Origin of the sequence: Massilia glaciei (assembly GCF_003011895.2) — a bacterium.
In the GTDB taxonomy this organism is placed as follows: Bacteria; Pseudomonadota; Gammaproteobacteria; order Burkholderiales; family Burkholderiaceae_D; genus Telluria_A; species Telluria_A glaciei.
The window spans coordinates 45868-63068 of the sequence record NZ_PXWF02000102.1 but is presented as its reverse complement, the minus strand read 5'-3'; the positions used below and the strand labels follow the sequence as shown (position 1 = coordinate 63068).

Below are 17201 nucleotides of genomic sequence, written 5' to 3'. Positions count from 1 at the left end.
GCATGCCCGGCCGCCGCCACTAACCAACAGCGCGCGCCATTCAAAATTGAATGGTGCGCGCTTCGTCTATACAAATTTGCATGGCCTGCCCGGGAGCCCGGTCAGTGCGCCTCGTCCCAGTTCTTGCCGATGCCCACCTCCGCCAGCAAGGGCACCTTGAGGTCGGCGACGCCGGCCATCAGTTCCGGCAGCCTGACCTTGACCAGTTCAAGCTCGGCCTCGGGCACCTCGAGCACCAGCTCGTCGTGCACCTGCATGATCATGCGCGTGGCCAGGCCGTCGCGCTCGAGCCAGCCCTGCACGGCGATCATGGCCAGCTTGATCAGGTCGGCCGCGGTGCCCTGCATCGGCGCGTTGATCGCGGCCCGTTCGGCGCCCTGGCGGCGCGGACCGTTGGGCGAATTGATCTCGGGCAGCCACAGGCGGCGGCCGAACACGGTCTCGACGTAACCGCGCTCCTTGGCCTGCAGCCGCGTGTCGTCCATGTACTGCTTGACGCCCGAAAAGCGCGCGAAGTATTTGTCGATGTAACTTTGCGCGGCGGCCCGCTCGACCCCGAGGTTGCCGGCCAGCCCGAACGCGCTCATGCCGTAGATGAGGCCAAAGTTGATGACCTTGGCGTAGCGGCGCTGCTCGCCCTGCACCTCGGCCGTGGCCACGCCGAAGATCTCGGCGGCGGTGGCGCGGTGGATGTCCTCGCCCTCGGCGAAGGCGCGCAGCATGGCCTCGTCGCCCGAGATGTGCGCCATGATGCGCAGCTCGATTTGCGAGTAGTCGGCCGAGACGATCACGCTGCCGGGCGGCGCGATGAAGGCTTCGCGGATGCGCCGTCCCTCGGCCGTGCGGATCGGGATGTTCTGCAAATTGGGCTCGTTCGACGACAGCCGCCCCGTCACCGCGACCGCCTGCGAATAGTTGGTGTGCACGCGCCCGGTGTCGCGGTTGATCATTTTTGGCAGCTTGTCGGTGTAGGTCGACTTGAGCTTGGACATGCCGCGGTATTCGAGCAGGATTTTTGGCAGCGGGAAGTCCTCGGCCAGCTTTTGCAGCACCTCCTCGTCGGTCGAGGGCGCGCCACCCGGGGTCTTTTTAATCACGGGCAGCTGCAGCTTGCCGAAGAAGATTTCGCCGATCTGCTTGGGCGAGCCGAGGTTGAACGGGCCGCCGGCGAGCTCGTAGGCCTTTTGTTCGAGTTCGACGATGCGCGCGCCCAGCTCGCGCGACTGCACGCCGAGCAGTTCGGCGTCGATCAGCACGCCGTTGCGCTCGATTTTTTGCAGCACCACCGAGGTCGGCAGTTCAATATTGCGGTAGATGTACGCGAGCTTGGGGTCGCCCTCGACATGGCCCTTCATGGCCTGGTGCAGGCGCAGGGTGATGTCGGAATCTTCGCCCGCGTATTCGGTCGCGCGGCCCAGCTCGACCTGGTCGAAGCAGATCTGCCCGACGCCCTTGCCGCACACCTCGCTGAAGGCGATGGTGGTGTAGTTGAGGTGGCGCAGCGCCAGGCTGTCCATGTCGTGCGACTTGTGCGACTCGAACACGTACGACTGCAGCAGCGTGTCGTGCACCACGCCGCGCAGCGTCACGCCGTGGTTGGCGAAAATGTGGCTGTCGTACTTGAGGTTTTGGCCGACTTTCGGCTTGTCGGGGTTCTCGAGCCAATCCTTGAGCTTTGCCAGCACCAGTTCGCGCGGCAGTTGTTCGGGCACGCCCGCGTAGCGGTGCGCCACCGGGATGTAGGCGCCCTTGCCCGCCTCGACGCTGAGCGAGATGCCGACCATTTGCGCGGTCATCGGGTCGAGCGAGGTGGTTTCGGTATCGACCGAGGTGAGCGCGGCGGCGTCGATCAGCGCCAGCCAGGCGTCGAGCTGCGACTCGAGCACGATGGTCTCGTACGCGCCGCGCGGCAGCTGCGCGGGCGCGGCCTCGCCAAGCGGGTCGCCCTCGGGCGAATTGAGCGCGGGGGCGCCGTCGGCGGTGCCGGCGTCGGCCGCGATCTCGCGCAGCAGCGTCTTGAAGCCGAAGCGCTGGAAAAACTCGCGCAGCGCGGCCTTGTCTTCGGGCCGGCCGACCAGGCTCTGGTTGATCGACACCATATGCCCGGCCAGGTCGCAATCGGTCTTGACGGTGATGAGCACGCGCCCCTGCGGCAGCCATTCGAGCGCCTGGCGCAGGTTCTCGCCGACCGCGCCGCCGATGCTGGCCGCGTTTTGCATGACGCCTTCGAGGCTGTCGTGCAGGGCCAGCCACTTGAGCGCCGTCTTGGGGCCGCACTTGTTCACGCCGGGGATGTTGTCGACGCTGTCGCCGATCAGGGTCAGGTAGTCGATGATGCGGTTGGGCGGCACGCCGAACTTGGCCAGCACGCCGGCCTCGTCGAGCTTCTCGTTGCTCATCGTGTTGATCAGCATGACCTTGTCGTTGACCAGCTGCGCGAGGTCCTTGTCGCCGGTCGAGACCACGGTGTTCATGCCCAGCGCCGCGGCCTGCACGCACAGGGTGCCGATGACGTCGTCGGCCTCGACGCCCTCGACCATCAGGATCGGCCAGCCCATGTGGCGCACCGCCTCGTGGATAGGTTCGATCTGCAGGCGCAGGTCGTCGGGCATCGAGGCGCGGGTGGCCTTGTACTCGGCGTACAGGTCGTCGCGGAAGGTCTTGCCCTTGGCGTCGAAGACGCAGGCGATGAACGCGGCCGGGTAGTCCTGGCGCAGCCGGCGCAGCATGTTGACCATGCCGTGCATGGCGCCGGTGGGGTGCCCGTCGGGGCTGCGCAAGTCGGGCAGCGCGTGGAACGCGCGGTACAGGTAGCTGGAACCGTCAACCAACAGCAGGGTATTGTGCATAGCGCCAAATCAGTAAAAAGGGGTCGGAAGCGTGGGCCGCAAGGCGGCACCGGGTCTGTCATTATCGCAGAATCCGGGCCGTGCAAAGCGCCTGCGAAAAGGGCGGGCGGCCCGCCCCGGGCGCGCGGCGTCCCCCTGGGCGCCCCCCTGGGCGTACCCTTTAAACCGCGATCGGGGTCTTTTGTTACAATGATGAATACGACTTGTATACGAATTAAAGGCGGACCCATCATGATGCGCTCATCGCTGTTCAAATTTGCCTCGCTGTGCTTGCTGGCCGGCGCCGGCCAGGTGTTCGCACAGGCGCCGCAAAGCGCGCCGACGCCCTCGCCCAAACTCGAGCGCGTGCCCGAATCCGAAGCGCCGCTGTCGGTCGCGCCAGCGCGCGAGGGCGGCACGCAAATCACCGAAAAACGCGAAGGCGGCAAGGTCACCGAGGTCCAGGTCAAGAGCGGCAAGAGCCGCTACACCATGAAGCCGCACCTCGAGGCCGGCAACGCCCAGCGCGGCGACGCGCAAAGCGGCGACATCCGCGCGCCCCAATGGACGGTGCTCGAATTCGACCTCGGCAAAAAGAAGCCAAAAACCGAGGCCGAAGCGGCCAAGGCCGGCGCGGTCGAGCCTCCGCCGCCGCCGCGCCCGCCCGGCAAAAAATAAGGCGGCCGACGCAGCACGCGCCACACGTGGCGTGTCCGGGCTTCGCGGCCCGCCACGCCGGTCCCAACCGATTCTCTTTCCTCTCGCTTGCACATGGCAGTTTTTACCGCGGTCTCCCTGGACGACGTCTCCGAGTGGATCAAGCAATTCCCCCTTGGCAAGGCCCTGGCAGTGCGCGGGATCGCCTCCGGCATCGAGAACAGCAATTTTTTCATCACGACCGAGAGCGGCGAACATGTGCTCACGATCTTTGAAAACCTCAGCTTCGAGCAACTGCCCTTCTACCTGAACCTGATGCGCCACCTGGCCGAGCGCGGCGTGCTCGTGCCCGCGCCCGTTGCCAACGACAAGGGCGAGCTGATCGTGCCGCTGCACGGCAAGCCGGCCGCCATCGTCAGCAAGCTCGAGGGCAGCTCGCAGATGGCGCCGCAACCGGCGCACTGCGCCGCCGTCGGCGCCATGCTCGCGCGCATGCACCTGGCCGCGCGGGACTTCCCGCTCACGCAGCCCAATTTGCGCGGGCTCGACTGGTGGAACGCGGTCACGCCGACCGTGCTGCCATTTCTGTCGGACAGCAACGCCCACCTGCTGCGCGCGGAGATGCACTTCCAGGAGTCGTACGCGACCTGCGAGCACTACAAGCGACTGGCGCGCGGACCGGTGCACGCCGACCTGTTCCGCAACAACGTCATGTTCGTCGGCGAGCGCCTCGCTGGGTTTTTCGACTTTTACTTCGCCGGCTGCGACACCTGGCTGTTCGACGTCGCCGTCACCGTCAACGACTGGTGCATCGACCTCGACACCGGCGTGCTCGACGAGGCGCGCGTGCGCGCCATGCTCGACGCCTACCACGCGGTGCGCCCGTTCACGGCGCACGAGCAAGCCTCGTGGCAGCCCATGCTGCGCGCGGCGGCGCTGCGCTTCTGGCTCTCGCGCCTGTTTGACTTCTACCAGCCGCGCGCGGCCGAAATGCTGACCCCGCACGACCCGACCCATTTCGAGCGCATCCTGCGCGAACGCATCGCCACACCGGCGCCAAGACTGTTCTGATGAGTAATAAGATCCCCGCAATAACCGGCTGGCTTTGGTTCAAACAAGGCTTCGCCCTGTACCGCAAACAGCCCGGCCTCCTGTCGATGCTGCTGTTCCTCCAGGTCCTGTGCTTCATGTTGTTGAACGGGGTACCGCTGCTGGGCCAGTTCATCGCCTTGTTGCTGATTCCGTCGTTCAGCATGGCGCGCATGCAGGCGTGCTACCTGATCGAGACGGGCCAGCCGGTCCCGCCGTCGGTGCTGGTCACCGGATTCCGCAAGGACGCCTTGGTCCCCCTGTGCAAGCTTGGCGTGGTGTATCTGGTGGCTGTGATGGTTCTGCTGGGAATCACGATGATTGCCTTGAGCCCCGATTTCTGGGAGCAGGCGAAGCTCATGGGCGATTCCAAGAAACCGCCAACGTTCGCCCAGGCCGACGTCTGGAAGGCCTTGCTGCTCGCCTTGGCCTTCAACACCGTCATGCTGTTGCTGAGCTTTGCGCCGGCGCTCACCTACTGGAAGCAGATGCCGCCCATGAAGGCGACGTTCTACAGCGTGTTCGCGATACTAGGCTCGGTGCGCGCGTTCGCCGTGTTGATTCTCACCTCGTTCGGCATGTTCATCGGCATCCTGATGCTCACGTCGCTCATTTTCGGGCCCAGCAAGATCGCGCAGTCCCTGGCGCTGTTCGCCATGTTCCTGTTCGCCCTGCTGCGCCGGCTCGCGATCTACGCGAGCTACCGCCAGTTGTTTCCCGACGACGCGCCGGGCACGGCCAAGATCGTCCCGGACGAGACCGGGGCGCTGGGCTAGGTCGGATCGATCGCATACTGGCACCGCGAGCGAAACCGGGGTCAGAATTTTTTTTCGCGGGGTCATGCGAAAATTAGGCTCGCCGCCCGCTTCACCCCGCTTTCGCGGGCCGAAGTCAGCGGCGCTTCATGGTCCAAATTTCATGCCCCACAGCCTGCTAGCGCCCCACCCGGTCGAGCTTGGCGACCGACAGGTCGAGCACCTTGACCCCCGCGCGCCCAAAATTGATCTGGGCGCGCGCGTTGCTGCCGCTGCCCTCCAGATTGACGATCACGCCCTCGCCGAACTTGGCGTGCGCCACCGACTCGCCGATGCGCCAGCCGGGACCGCTGCTGGCCTTTTGCGCGATCTGATGGGCGATCTTGTTGTCCGATCCTCCCGCGAAGACGGGCTCGTCCCAGGCCGACTTCTTGTTGCCTGACCAATGCGACTGCACCCGCGGCGACAGCCACTTGAGCGCCTCCTCGGGAAGCTCGTCGAAAAAGCGCGACTTCATGTTGTAGCGGGTCTGGCCGTGCAGCATGCGGGTCTGCGTGAAGCTCATGTACAGGCGCTTTTTGGCGCGCGTGATGGCCACGTACATCAGGCGCCGCTCCTCGTCGACCCCGTCCATTTCGCGCGCGCTGCTCTCGTGCGGGAACAAGCCCTCCTCGAGGCCGGTGATGAACACGGCGTCGAACTCGAGCCCCTTGGCCGAGTGCACCGTCATCAGCTGCAGCGCGTCCTGCCCGGCCTGCGCCTGGGCGTCGCCGGCCTCGAGCGAGGCGTGCGACAAAAAGGCCGACAGCGGCGACATCACGGTCGGCAGCGGCGCGTCGGCGTCGAAGATCTCGATGCCGTCCTCGCTCACGATCGGCGCGCCCGACTGCGCCTGCGCGCGCGGGCCCAGGTGGGCGGGGGCGTTTTGGCCGAAGCCCTCCTCCTGCACGAAATGGGTCGCGGCGCTGACCATTTGCTCGACGTTTTCGACCCGGTCGGTGCCGTCTTTTTCGCCCTGGTAGTGGGCCAGCAGGCCGCTCGCCTCGAGCACCACGCGCACCATCTCGGGCAGCGGGAGCTGGGTCGTCTCGAAGCGCGCGCCCTCGATCAGGCGCACGAAATTGGCCAGCGACGAGCCGGCCTTGCCCGCCACATGCGGCACCGCCGCGTACAGCGAGATGCCCTGCTGCCCGGCCGCCGCCTGCAACTGCTCGATCGAGCGCGAGCCGATCCCGCGCGTGGGGAAGTTGACGACCCGCAGGAAGGCCGAATCGTTGTGCGGATTGTCCATCAGTTGCAGATAGGCGATCACATGTTTGACCTCGGCGCGCTGGAAGTAGCGCTGGCCGCCGTAGACGATGTACGGCAGGCCCGCCGCGAACAGCTTTTGCTCGATCACGCGCGACTGCGCGTTGGAGCGGTATAGGATCGCGATGTCGCGCCGGGCGCTGCCCTCGGCCATGAGCGACTTGGCCTCTTCGATGATCCACTGCGCCTCCTCGAGGTCGGACGAGGCCTCGTAGATGCGCACCGGCTCGCCGTGGCCGGCGTCGGTGCGCAGGTTCTTGCCCAGGCGCTTGCTGTTGTTTGAAATCAGCATGTTGGCGCTGTCGAGGATGTGGCCGTGCGAGCGGTAGTTCTGCTCGAGCTTGATCAAATTCTGGACCCGGAACTCGCGCTCGAAGGCGGCCATGTTGCCGACATTGGCGCCGCGGAAGGCGTAGATGCTCTGGTCGTCGTCGCCGACGGCGAACAGGGCCCCGCCGCCTACCACGTTGTGGCCCGCGAGCAGCTTGAGCCAGTTGTACTGCAGGTCGTTGGTGTCCTGGAACTCGTCGACGAGGATGTGGCGGAAGCGCTGCTGGTAGTGCTCGCGCAGCGGCTGGTTGCGCGCGAGCAGCTCGTACGAGCGCAGCAGCAACTCGGCGAAGTCGACCACGCCCTCGCGCTGGCATTGCAGGTCGTAGATCTCGTAGAGCTCGACGAGCTTGCGCTCGATCGGATCGTGCGCCTCGACCTGGTGGGCGCGCAGGCCCTGGTCCTTGGCGTTATTGATGAAATACATCAGCGTCTTCGGCGGATATTTCTCATCGTCGATGTTGTTGGCCTTGAGCAGGCGCTTGATGACCGACAACTGATCCTGCGAATCGAGGATCTGGAACGTCTGCGGCAGGGCCGCGTCGCGGTAATGGGTGCGCAGCAGCCGGTTGCACAGGCCGTGGAAGGTGCCGACCCACATCCCGCGCGTACTCATCGGCAACATCGCCGACAGGCGCGCGAGCATCTCCTTGGCAGCCTTGTTGGTGAAGGTGACGGCCATGATGCCCGCCGGCGACACCTGCTGGGTCTGGATCAGCCAGGCGATCCGGGTGGTCAGCACGCGCGTCTTGCCCGATCCGGCGCCGGCCAAAATGAGGGCGCTTTGGGCTGGGAGCGTGACGGCGGCGAGTTGTTCGGGATTGAGGTTGTGGAGGAGATTCTGCATGGCGCCATTATACCGGCGCGGCCCCCCGCGCGATGAATCGCGGAATCGGGTTCAGCGCGCTCCAACCCCGATTCCGCGGCAAAACAGCTTATCTGTTCTCGTGGGACTGGACCTTTCCATCACGTAACACAAGCGGGGTGCTGCCGCCCAGTTGGGAGACCTTCATCTTCATCTTGAATGCCTGGTTCGAGTCCTTGTCGCTCACGCCCATCCCCGCCTCGTCGCCAAGGTTGATGAGCATGCGGGGCTTGGCGACGATCTTGTTTTCGCGCGTCAGCGTGGCCGTCATGTCGATCTGCCGGCTGGTCAGTGGACCGATCACGCCATCGAGCCGCCACCGCGCGCCGGCTTCGTCGACGGCCACGGCGAAAGCCTCGCCGGCGTGCACCTGCACCTTCGGTTCGGAGCGCTTGTCGCCCACCTCGAGTTGCATGGCAATCTCATACATCGGCGCTTTGGTGACCAGCACCAGCATGTCGAGCCTGGCCTTGGTTTTCGGGTCATGCCGGATCAGACGATAGGGATGGTTGAGTGCGCCAACGAGGGTGTGGATTCCAGGCCCGGGCGCGCCGGCCTGCACATTCGACTGCATATCGATGTTGCCGTCCTTTCCGGGCTTGATCCTCATCTCGCCCACCCATTTTGTGCCGGCCTCTTCCACCGCAATCTCGAACTGCTCATCCATACGCGCATACTTGCGCTGCGTGATATGTTTGCCGCCGACATCGATCTGCAACGCCACTTCATACACTTGGGCGCCGGAGGCAACGTCAGTCTTCGCGTGCGCGGCAAGGGCGCTGTAACCGCCCAGGCAGATCAGGGCGGCGAGCACGGCGCGGCCGGCGAACAAGCGTCCCGAACGGGGTTGGAGTCGGTCTAGATTCATGATGCGATCCTTTAATGGATGGTGGGACTGCCAATGACAACTGATTGAACTGCCGGCCCCTGCCAACTGGGCTTTCAACATGGCTTGGGCATAGCTGCGCCGCATCGCCGGCGTCTGTCGCATGACCGCGTCGTCGCAGGCGAGCTCCTGGTCGAAGCGGAAACAGCGCGCGCCGAGGTGGGCCAGCGGGTTGAACCAGAGCACGCACTGGACCAGCGCGCAGGCGAGATTGGCGGCCGTGTCGCGCCGCCGCGCATGCACGCGCTCATGGGCAAGAACGAGGTTTTGCTCATCAAGCGTGAAGCGCGAGGTGAAATCGGAAGGGACGACGATGCGCGGCCGCCACACGCCGACCAGGGCCGGGCCGGCATGCGTCGAATCCGAGTGGAAGACCCCGTCGCGTTCTACCGTGCCGCCCACTGACAGCACAAAGCGCTGGTGGGCGCGCGCCATCCAAATGCCCAGCGCAAGCGCGCCGCCGAGCCAGCCCAGCAACAGCCAGGGCGTCCAGTCGATGCCGCCCGCACCCACGACCGACATGGAGGTCGATGCCGCCTCCATTGCCGGCAACGATACAAGCATGACCGGCCTGGCGACGGGCGCCATCGGCAGCAGCGCCGCCGCGAGCGACGCGACGGTTGCGACCGGCACGATCAGCCAGGCCTGGTACGCGCCGGACAGGCGGCGCAGCGGTTTTCGGAGCAGCAGCACAAGCAGCACCGCGGCGCTCGCGGCCCAGCCCGCCTCCACCAGCGTGGAGATCAGATTATTTTCCATCGCTCATGCCCTCGCTCATGCCCTCGATCAGCTTCTTGATTTCTTCGGCTTCGGCTTTGCTTAGTTTCCGGTGTTGGCCGAAATGGGCGACCAGCGGCGCGAGGTTGCCGCCGAACAGGCGGTCGATCAGCCCGGTGCTCTCGCTCGCGACCCAGTCTTCGCGCAGCAGCACGGGCGAATACAGGAAGCGCCTGCCATCCTTTTGCGCGCTGATGGCGCCCTTCTTGAGCAGGCGGTTGAGCAAGGTCTTGACCGTCGCCTCCTGCCATTGCTGCTTGTCGGCGAGCGTGGCGATCACGTCTTCCGCCGCCATCCCGGGCCTGTGCCAGAGCGCCTCCATGACGAGCGACTCCGCTTCGCTGATGTGAATGTTCGATGCCATTGATACCCCCCGATTAATTACACGTGTAATAGATAGGTTGATGATTACACGCGTAATCGTTAGCATCAAGATTATTTTTTCCTGTTTTCGATGCGCGCTTTGAGCATGGGGAGCAACTCCTGCTCGAACCAGGGGTTGGCTTGGAACCATGGCGTGTTGCGCGGCGATGGATGGGGCAAGGGAATAAACGCCGGTGCGAACTCGCGCCAGGCGCGCACCGTGTCGGTCAATGTGGCTTTGCGGCGGCGCCCGAGAAAATGCCTTTGCGCATGCAGGCCGATCAGCAGCGTCAGTTCGATCGAGGGGATTTTGTCGAGCAACATGTCGAGCCACAAATCGGCGCACTCGCGGCGCGGCGGCAGGTCGCCACCCTTGCCGCGCCCCGGATAGCAATAGCCCATGGGAATGATCGCGAAGCGCTCTCCGTAAAACTCTGCCGCTTCGACGCCCAGCCACTGCCGTAGCCGGGCGCCGCTGGCGTCGTCCCACGGCACGCCGGACGCATGCACGCGCGCGCCCGGCGCCTGGCCGACGATCAGGATGCGCGCCCCTGCCGCGGCCTGGAGCACGGGCCGCGGCCCGAGCGGAAGGTGCGCCTCGCACACGCGGCAGTCGCGCACCTCGGCGAGCAGCGCGTTAAGGCTCGCGTCAGGGCTCGCGTCAGGGCTCGGGTAGCGTTTGTGGTTCAAGGTGCTTGCCGAACGTCGGCGGCCGGGCCCGGATACGTGATATGGGTGCCGTCAACATGCGCGAACGTGGTCAGCGTGTGGGGTTTGCGCGACTTGGGGCCGACGATGTGCTCGACCCGGAAACCGCGCAACAGCAGCGCATCGGTAACCAGCGATCGGTGGCAGCGCCATGGCACCGCTTCGGCGCACATCAGGGTGCAGCATTCATGCCGGGCGAGGTCGGCGAGCAAATCGACCGCCTGCGCGAACTCGGCCGTCTGCATGTAGTCGGCGTAGCCACGGAACGAGGTGTTGCGCCAGCCGGTGTTTTGGGAATCGCGCGCGGCGTGGCGCAAGCCGCCCAGGCCGGGCAGATGGCTGTACGACAAGCCAACCGTTGCCAGGGTGGCCGGGAGTGCGCTTTGATCGAACTGGGGATTGTGGCGGGAGCGGGGAACCGTTCGTATGTCGACCACGCGTTGTATCTGGTTGATCTTGAGCAGGTCGAGAAATGCCTCCAACGGCCTGTCGGAATGACCTATCGTGCAAAGCACTGGCTGTGTGGGCGGCGTGACCATGCTTCGATGGTAGCACCGGGACGGCGCCGGCAGCGCGGGCTTGGCCGCTGGGAGCCTGTCGGACCCTGAGGGGCGCGCCCCGTGATTTCAGTCGCGAAGCTGCAATGATCGCTTAGGAGCAAGTCTGTCCCATCTGGAAGGAAGATGCATTTCCATTGGTAGCCACGCACTCCACCGCGCGATGGACTTGCCTTTTCGCGCGCTCTGGCGGTCCATTCGTCAATAGCGATGGCTGCGGCTTGCGCCGGGAGCAAGGGCGCGCGCGTTTCGGATAAATGTTTCGGATAAATGTTTCGAATAAATGTTTCGGATAAACGTTTCGACAGGGCGTCGATCGAGGTGGCAGGTACTGCGTGGGTGTGTGTGGCATTCATGCTCGTTTCCCGTTCTCGTTTTGTCTGGTTTTCTCGCTTTTCCTCTTTGTTCAACAGGGCAAAAACGGCACAGTTCAAACACGACAAAACGAGCACGAACGAGTGCGGCAAACGAGCACGAATGCCAGAGGGGCTTGGGCAGGCACACCCCGCCCCCCTCGCCGCAATCCCAATCGGAAACAACCCCGCATCAGCCCGCTTTTCACGCTATGGCCAGGGCGTAGGGTGGAAAAAGGGCGCGCCCTTCTCCAGCCGCGGCAGCAGCGGAAACGCGACCAGTTGGAGAGCTAGGAGCCTGTCGGACTTAGGATCGTCGGCTGCAAAAAGTGCTGGACGGACCATATTTCGCCGATTTCTCGGCCAATAGCTCGCTATTGGCACTGCGAAATCGTCAAAATCTGTCCTCGCCCAGCGTTTTTTCCCTCGACCGTTTCGCTTCGACTCCCTAAGTCCGACAGGCTCCTAGTCGATATGCTTGAGGGCCTCGCGCACCGTCAGGGGCGAAAACGACAGGTCCTTGCGGGTCACAAAATTTTTGACCGAAGCGGGTTCCCAGCGCGCGTAGTCGCGCAGGGCCCAGCCGATCGCCTTGCGGATGAAGAAGTCCGGTTCGTGCGCCAGTGTCGCGGCGTAGGAATACAGCCTCGCGCTGTCGGTTTTTTGCCGCCAGCCGAGCTGATGGATCATCGCGATGCGGCGCACCCAAAGTGATGGGTGCGCAAGCGAGGCGTCCATGATTTCCTGCGCGTTCGGGTCGCACGCGCGCTCCCGCAAAATGATGTCCGAGATCACGCCGGACAGGCCGTCGACGGTTTCCCACCATAAATCGATTTGCGCCAACCGCAGCAGGTGGTCGACGCTGCCCAATTCCACCCGTGCCACGTTCCTGGCCAGCAGGCCGGTGGCCACGTAGCGGTACTCGCGCTGCGGCAGGGCCCACAGCAAGTCGACGGTTTGCAGCAGCGGGCCCTGCTCGAACTTGCAAGCGCCGATGCCGGCGATGGCCGCGCGCCGCGCCGGGGCGGGCACGCCGAGGAAGTCGTGTTGGTCGCGCAGATAGGCGCGCATCTGCCGCGCCTTGCCGGCGTCGGCGAGCGGCGCCATGCGCCCGATCGCCGCGCGCACGAAATCCTCGGGCGACATCCCCGGTTCCAACGCCTAGTACAGCACGACCGAGCGGATCGACTCCCCGCTCTTCATCAGGTCGAAGCCCTCGTTGATGCGCTCGAGCGGCAGGCGGTGGGTGATCAGGTCGTCGATGTTGAGCTTGCCCTCCATGTACCAGTCGACGATCTTCGGCACGTCGGTGCGCCCGCGCGCGCCGCCGAAGGCCGAACCCTTCCACACGCGCCCCGTCACCAGCTGGAACGGCCGGGTGGAGATCTCCTGCCCCGCCGCCGCCACGCCGATGATGATCGACTGGCCCCAGCCCTTGTGGCAGCACTCGAGCGACTGGCGCATGGTCGTCACGTTGCCGATGCACTCGAAGCTGTAGTCGGCGCCGCCGTCGGTCAGTTGCACGATCGCGTCGACCACGTTCTCGGTCTCGCCCGGGTTGATGAAGTGCGTCATGCCGAACTTGCGCGCGATGGCCTGGCGCGCCGGGTTCAGGTCGACCCCGATGATCTTGTCGGCGCCGACCATCTTGGCGGCCTGGATCACGTTCAGGCCGATGCCGCCGAGCCCGAACACGACCACGTTGGCGCCGGCTTCGACCTTGGCGGTGAACAGCACCGCGCCCACGCCGGTGGTCACGCCGCAGCCGATGTAGCAGATCTTGTCGAACGGCGCGTCCGGGCGCACCTTGGCCAGCGCGATCTCGGGGACCACGATGTAGTTCGAGAACGTCGAGGTGCCCATGTAGTGGAAGATCGGCTTGCCGTCGATCGAGAAGCGGCTGGTGGCGTCGGGCATCAGGCCGCGGCCCTGGGTCGAGCGGATCGACTGGCACAGATTGGTTTTTTGCGACAGGCAGAACTTGCACTGGCGGCATTCGGGGGTGTACAGCGGGATGACGTGGTCGTCCTTGCGCAGGCTCTTGACGCCGGGCCCGACATCGACCACCACGCCGGCGCCCTCGTGGCCGAGGATCGACGGGAAGATGCCCTCGGGATCGGCGCCAGAGAGGGTGTAGTAGTCGGTGTGGCAGATCCCGGTGGCCTTGATCTCAACGAGCACCTCGCCCTCCTTCGGGCCCTCCAGATCGACTTCTTCGATCGTCAGCGGGGCGCCCGCTTTCCATGCAATCGCTGCCTTGGTTTTCATGTTGGTCCTGTGCCTGATGTGATGGTGGGGCGCCTGCGCGCGCGTGCGCCATCATATCAAGCCAACCACAAGCCCGCCAGCCAATTCCCGAGCAAGAAAGCGTCTCCGAATGTGGCGATTGACGCCGGAATCTGTTTGAGGCAAACTCCGAACAGATTATTGGAATCGTTTCCATTTTGCGGGCGCCCGCTGCGGGGCAGGCCCTTCTGCGCCCTGCGCCGACGGGGCGAGCGCGCTATTGGATACGGGGCCGATGGTCCCATCAAAACAATTAAAGGAGACGGAAATGTTTTATACAAAAAATTATGCGAAACGCATAAAAAGACCTTTGCTGGCGGCCGCACTGGCCCTGCTCGCATCCCCCTCGTTCGGACAGCAATGTCCGAGCCTGACGCCGGTCTTCGCCGACGAGTTCAACGGCACCGCGGTCGATTTGAACAAATGGGAGATGCAGATCGGCGACGGCTGCAGCTACGGCCTGTGTGGATGGGGCAACGGTGAATTGCAGTCCTACCAGGCGGCCAACGCCACCGTCGCCAACGGCCTGCTGACGATCACGGCCAAGAAGCAGCGCGTCGGCTCCAAGTCGTACACCTCGGCCCGCATGCGCACCCTGAACCGGCCGGGCGGCGGCCAGTGGAAACACGGCCGCTTCGAGGCGCGCATCAAGACCCCGAAAGGCAGCGGGATGTGGTCGGCGTTCTGGATGTTGCCGGCCAATACCACCGTCGGCTGGCCGGCAAGCGGCGAGATCGACATCCAGGAGGCGACCGGGCAAAAGAGCATGTTCCACCTCGGTAGCATCCACTACGGCTCGTCCAACACCAACCACCAGTTCCTGACCAGCCACATCTACAAGCAGCCCGACAGCTGGGCCGACGCCTTCCATGTGTACTCGGTGGTCTGGAGCCCCAACAAGATCAGCTGGTACATCGACGACGTGCTGTACGCCACCAAGACCCCGTCCGACATGGCCAACCCGGCCGACTGGACGTTTGAAAACTACCAGTACTACCTGATCCTGAACATGGCGGTCGGCGGCACCCTGGGCGGCACCGTCGACGCCACCGCCCTGCCGCAGACGCTGCAGGCCGACTACGTGCGCGTCTACGCCTATCCGCAACCTTCGCTCAGCGGGCCGCTGATCGTCGAGCCCAACACGAGCAGCACCTACCGCGTGGTCGACCAGGCCGGCACCGGCGCCACCTACGCCTGGAGCGGGCCGGGCGGGCAGTCCTCGAGCGCGAATACGTTCACGGTCAACTGGGGCACCACCGGCGGCACGGTGTCGCTGAGCACCACCGACGGCTGCGGCAGCTTCACCAAGAGCGCGGCGGTGACGGTGTCGCCGGTGCTGGCCAAAACGGTCACGCTCGACGACTTCGAGGCCATCCACAACATCAGCTACACCGCCACGACCGGGGTGCTGAACCAGTCGGTGCCCAACCCGGCGCCCAACACGGTGAACAACTCGGCCACCGTGGCCAAATATGTGCGCAACGCCGCCACGGCCTACGACCTGGTCAACGGCAGCACGACCCAGGTGCCGGACGCCTCGTTCTACCTCCGCGGCGACAAGGCGTTCTACCTCGACGTCTACACGGGCGCCGCGGTCGGCACGCCACTGCTGATCCAGCTTGAGAACAAAAACGTGGCAACGGCCAGCAACTTCCCGGTGGGGCGCCACTCGCGCTACCTGGCGCGCACCACCGTGCAGAACGGATGGCAACGGCTCAAGTTCCTGCTCGACGACCGGCTCGACACGAATACCGCCAACAGCGCCGTCAACCAGATGGTCTTGCTGATCAACCCGAACACGCTCAGCGGCGACACCTACTACCTCGACAATTACGCCATCCACGGGCACTGAGGGCTTGATCGGTTGATCGGTTGAAGAAAAAAAGCGCTGGGAAGGGCCAGGGTATGCGCAACACGGGCCCGAACCGGCACTTTTTGCCGCCGGCCGGCCACGCCGGGGCCTACCCGGCCGCGCCCGCCCGCCGCGGCTTGCGCGCGCGCTGCTCCCACAGGGAATTGAGCTGGTCGGTCAGGCGCAGCGGCACCAGCGGCTTGGCGATCACGCCGATGGCACCGGCGCCGAGGTAGCGTTCGACGTCCTCGGTGGTGGTGCGGCCGGTGACGAAGGCGGCAGGGGTGTCGGCCAGGTGGGGAATGCGGCGCAGCATCTGTAGCGTGGCCAGGCCGTCGAGGTCGGGCATCATGACGTCGAGCAAGATCAGGTCGGGATGGAAATCGTGCGCCGCCAGCAGCGCCTCGCGCCCGGAGCAGCATTCGCGCACCGTGAAGTTGCCGATCACTTCGAGCACCAGCTTGGCGGTCGTGCGCACATGGACGTCATCCTCCACGTATAAGATCGATTTGAGTGCTCGCATGGTGTTGTCTTTCCCGGGCGGCCGTCCGGCGCCGCGGCGGCGCAAACGGGTCAAGCTAAGCGATCGAAACTCCGGACGGCGCGAAAAACATGCGCGCACGTTCAGGCTGGACAATCGGCGGAGCTGGGCCGAGACAAGAAAAACCGGTCGCCAGGCAGCGGCGGCGGTGCGCGCGGGAGCGGGATTGGGATCGCCGCGGCGGTGAAGTGTTGCAATTTAGTGTTGCAATTGAGTGTTGCACTTTAGTGTTGCAACTGGCAAACTTCAGAGCAAGTATAGCGCGCAATTTGCGCCGAAAACACACGGACGGTATCCAAATTTCAGCCGGACGTGTGACAGCCGTAACTGTTGGTAGGCGCGCGGCCAGGGGCCGCGTTATTTGCCGCGCAAGCGGTTGATGAAGGCCGCGTGCAGTTTGTTGAGCACCTCCTCGGCGGCCAGCAACTGCTCGGCCACTTCGTTGATCTTGCGCCGGTTCGAGCGGGCGTGGTCGCGCAGCACGTCGAAGGCGGTGTCGCGGTCGGTCTGGAATTTGCCCATCAGCAGGCCGACGGCGAGGCTGGTCTCGCGCCCGGCGTTGAGCGCGGCATTGAGGTTGTGCTCGGTCAGGCGCAACTGGGCGATCTCGTCGGCGCGCGCCAGACCGGCCTCGAAGGCGGCCAGCAGGCGCCCGGCGTCGACCGGTTTGACGATGTAGCCGACGGCGCCGTAGGCGGCCGCCTGCTTGGCCGATTCGGTGTCCTCGACGGCCGACAGGAACATGAACGGCACCGTGCTGTTCTCGCGCAGGTGGGCGCCGAGCTCGAGCCCGCTCATGCCGGGCATGGTGATGTCGAGCAGGGCCAAGTCGGGCTCGCCAAGGGCGATCTGTTCGAGCGCCTCCTCGGCCGAGCAGGCCGCGACCGTGTCGTAGCCGGCGTGGCCGAGCACTTCGGCCAGGAACTGCAGCAGCACCGGCTCGTCGTCGACGATCAGGATGCGGCGCTTGCCGGGTTTGGCGGACTGCATGGCGGCGTGCATTGCGGCGTGCATCGTTGAAGGCCTCCTGGGCCGGGCGGGTTGGC

Annotated in this window: 14 protein-coding genes; 4 read left to right on the top strand and 10 right to left on the bottom strand. The window is 65.0% G+C overall.

Going from position 1 to position 17201, the window contains the following annotated elements; translation table 11 throughout:
- Positions 1–101 precede the first annotated feature (101 nt).
- Positions 102–2849 carry a DNA polymerase I gene (polA, locus tag C7C56_RS07815; RefSeq protein ID WP_106756870.1) on the bottom strand — a complete coding sequence of 916 codons (2748 nt, stop codon included), beginning with the start codon at positions 2847–2849 and terminating at the stop codon, positions 102–104.
- 231 nt (positions 2850–3080) lie between these two features.
- Between polA and C7C56_RS07810 the strand changes: the two genes are divergently transcribed.
- From C7C56_RS07810 to C7C56_RS07800, 3 genes are all read left to right on the top strand, one after another.
- Complete coding sequence (locus C7C56_RS07810) at positions 3081–3506, top strand: hypothetical protein (RefSeq protein ID WP_181373061.1); 426 nt, start codon at positions 3081–3083, stop codon at positions 3504–3506.
- A 93-nt stretch (positions 3507–3599) separates the two neighbouring features.
- The gene (locus C7C56_RS07805; protein WP_106756869.1) at positions 3600–4556 is read left to right on the top strand and encodes a homoserine kinase; all 957 of its coding nucleotides are present in this window, start codon (positions 3600–3602) and stop codon (positions 4554–4556) included.
- Positions 4556–5350, top strand: a complete 795-nt coding sequence (locus tag C7C56_RS07800) for a BPSS1780 family membrane protein (RefSeq protein WP_106756868.1) — start codon at positions 4556–4558, stop codon at positions 5348–5350. The genes C7C56_RS07805 and C7C56_RS07800 overlap by 1 nt, the downstream gene beginning before the upstream one ends.
- Before the next feature lie 157 nt (positions 5351–5507).
- Here the strand turns inward: C7C56_RS07800 and C7C56_RS07795 are convergent, their stop codons facing one another.
- From C7C56_RS07795 to C7C56_RS07765, 7 genes are all read right to left on the bottom strand, one after another.
- On the bottom strand, positions 5508–7814 hold the full coding sequence (locus C7C56_RS07795) for a UvrD-helicase domain-containing protein (RefSeq protein ID WP_106756867.1): 2307 nt from the start codon (positions 7812–7814) through the stop codon (positions 5508–5510).
- An 88-nt stretch (positions 7815–7902) separates the two neighbouring features.
- Positions 7903–9477, bottom strand: coding sequence for a M56 family metallopeptidase (locus C7C56_RS07790; protein WP_106756866.1), 1575 nt, complete (start codon positions 9475–9477; stop codon positions 7903–7905).
- Positions 9467–9859, bottom strand: coding sequence for a BlaI/MecI/CopY family transcriptional regulator (locus tag C7C56_RS07785; protein WP_106756865.1), 393 nt, complete (start codon positions 9857–9859; stop codon positions 9467–9469). Before C7C56_RS07785 ends, C7C56_RS07790 begins: the two co-directional genes overlap by 11 nt.
- Positions 9860–9930: 71 nt before the next feature.
- Positions 9931–10548, bottom strand: a complete 618-nt coding sequence (locus C7C56_RS07780) for a uracil-DNA glycosylase family protein (protein ID WP_106756864.1) — start codon at positions 10546–10548, stop codon at positions 9931–9933.
- Complete coding sequence (locus tag C7C56_RS07775; protein WP_229458387.1) at positions 10545–11048, bottom strand: DUF488 domain-containing protein; 504 nt, start codon at positions 11046–11048, stop codon at positions 10545–10547. The genes C7C56_RS07780 and C7C56_RS07775 overlap by 4 nt, the downstream gene beginning before the upstream one ends.
- A gap of 893 nt (positions 11049–11941) precedes the next feature.
- Positions 11942–12622: a DNA alkylation repair protein gene (locus C7C56_RS07770; RefSeq protein ID WP_106756862.1), complete on the bottom strand. Its 681-nt coding sequence runs from the start codon at positions 12620–12622 to the stop codon at positions 11942–11944.
- Between the two features lie 15 nt (positions 12623–12637).
- Positions 12638–13744, bottom strand: a complete 1107-nt coding sequence (locus tag C7C56_RS07765; RefSeq protein ID WP_106756861.1) for an S-(hydroxymethyl)glutathione dehydrogenase/class III alcohol dehydrogenase — start codon at positions 13742–13744, stop codon at positions 12638–12640.
- 286 nt (positions 13745–14030) lie between these two features.
- Between C7C56_RS07765 and C7C56_RS07760 the strand changes: the two genes are divergently transcribed.
- Positions 14031–15614, top strand: coding sequence for a family 16 glycosylhydrolase (locus C7C56_RS07760; protein ID WP_181373060.1), 1584 nt, complete (start codon positions 14031–14033; stop codon positions 15612–15614).
- Between the two features lie 109 nt (positions 15615–15723).
- Here C7C56_RS07760 and C7C56_RS07755 read toward each other — a convergent pair whose 3' ends face one another.
- A complete protein-coding gene (locus C7C56_RS07755) occupies positions 15724–16137 on the bottom strand; it encodes a response regulator (RefSeq protein WP_106756887.1) in 414 nt (137 codons plus the stop codon).
- A 375-nt stretch (positions 16138–16512) separates the two neighbouring features.
- Entirely contained in the window at positions 16513–17169 is a 657-nt protein-coding gene (locus C7C56_RS07750) for an ANTAR domain-containing response regulator (protein ID WP_229458376.1), read from the bottom strand.
- Between the last annotated feature and the right edge of the window lie 32 nt (positions 17170–17201).